The organism is Caballeronia sp. M23-90, from assembly GCF_053574605.1.
Genome location: NZ_JBSIPA010000762.1, coordinates 1 through 1,706, shown reverse-complemented (window position 1 = coordinate 1,706; position 1,706 = coordinate 1). Strand labels below are relative to the sequence as shown.

Here is a 1,706-nt window from a genome sequence, read left to right as displayed (position 1 = left end):
TGCTGTTCCGGCTCGAAGGCGGATTCGTCACCACCACGGGCGCGGCCGCGAGCGCCGGCACTTTGTTCAACCGGCAGGCTTATGTGGGCCTCTCCGATCCCCGGTTCGGCACGGTCACATTGGGGCGGCAGACCGACTGGAATTTCGACTGGCTGGGCTCGGTATCCACAGGACAGTTGCTTGGGGATTTTTCCGCGTTTCATCCGGGCAACCTCGATGGTCTTGGCAGCACGTTGCCCGTGCAGCTATCGAGCACGGTCAAATGGAAAAGTTCGAACTACAGCGGCTTGACGTTCGGTGCGCTCTACGGATTTCCTGGCGCAACGGGCAGCAATACCAACGGCCGGACGATCAGCTTTGGCAGCAATTACACGAATGGACCGGTGAAGCTCGTCGCAGTGTATTCGCAATATCGGGACCGCTTGCTGCCGCTCGCCGGCGGCCTTGGACTGAGCACATTCGAAGGTCAGGCCCTGGCCGCGGGCGCGACGTTCAACGCCCGTCAGGTCCGCGATGCGGGCATTGGCGGGTCGTACCGGTTCGAACGCGTGACGGTGCACGCGCTGGCCACGGATCTGCGCATCACGTCGGCCCGCACGGAACACTTTCGTACTTTCGATGGCGGCGCGAACCTGCGCCTGACGCCATCGGAAGAAATATCGGCGGGCGCTTGGACGGCGACGCTCGAAGGACACCGCTGGACCCAGTTTACGGTCGCCAACGTCTATTCGCTCTCCAAATCGACGCAGCTTTACGCAGACCTGATGTTCGAGGCTGCAGGCGGCGGCGCGGTGGCGGATACGTTGGGGATCGGCGCGTCGTCGGGTGGCCGGCAGACGGTCTTGCTTACCGGAATTCATCATCTCTTCTGAGTCATGCACCAACAGGATCCATAGCTGCAAATCGGTCCTTCTAGTGCGCAGTTGCTCTCGCCACTGCCAAGGGGGCAACGCTGCGCCACCGAAATAAAATGTTGCGATGCAGCATGTATCGGCCTATGCTCGATCAACGCAACGAGATGAGCAACGCCAATTGGCGTCGGCGACGGCCGGCCCGCAGTCGGCGCGTCGATAGCACTCGCAGATCCTGAAGGAGCTTGGCTGATTAACTGGCTTTTTTGACCGCTCTGATATCGGGCCGGCCGCCAAATCCGGCAAAAACGACGCCGAAACCAGAAGTCAAGAATGAAAGTCCGTGCCCACGCCTCGGACGACCGGATTATTTTCGGTTGGCAGCCCTTTCAGTACTGCGGCATCGCTCCAGGCAATTCCCTTCGCAACATCAGGCACATTTCTGACGTATCAAATTTGCGATCTGACACGGTCCTTTATTTATTGATTGGGATCATTATCAGGTATCCCTCTCGGACGTCTTATTCTGGAGCGCTTCATGACTTCTTTCACGTTTTCACCGGCGCTCGGCGAGCTTTCGACGAACTGGTTACGCCTCTTCGCTGAAACCTGCGAAATGCTCACTGCGACGACGGAAGTCGTCAAAGTCCGCACCACTCGTCTTGTCATGGCCGGGCCGCTGCCCAACGAGCGCGACCGGACCGAATTCAGCCTGATGAGCCGGGAAAAAGCGAGGCGGCGAACGAATCGCTTCAGGCGATGGGTTCGGGGTTCATAGGCTTGAGCCTGGGACTGGCAATGGCAACCAGCAAGCACATCTGGGCCACGTCGGCCGCCGCCGCGGACCTGGCCTCG

2 protein-coding genes are annotated in these 1,706 nt (G+C 59.8%); both read left to right on the top strand.

Annotated elements, in window-relative coordinates:
• Positions 1 to 872, top strand: an 872-nt coding sequence (locus ACRXB1_RS35605; protein ID WP_449494720.1) for a porin, incomplete at its 5' end; no start/stop codon positions are given.
• A gap of 517 nt (positions 873 to 1,389) precedes the next feature.
• Positions 1,390 to 1,629: a hypothetical protein gene (locus tag ACRXB1_RS35600; RefSeq protein WP_449494719.1), complete on the top strand. Its 240-nt coding sequence runs from the start codon at positions 1,390 to 1,392 to the stop codon at positions 1,627 to 1,629.
• Positions 1,630 to 1,706 lie beyond the last annotated feature (77 nt).

Excerpts from the sequence above, each read along its gene's own strand:
- ACRXB1_RS35600 (WP_449494719.1), top strand. The coding sequence starts at position 1,390 with ATGACTTCTTTCACGTTTTCACCGGCGCTCGGCGAGCTTTCGACGAAC.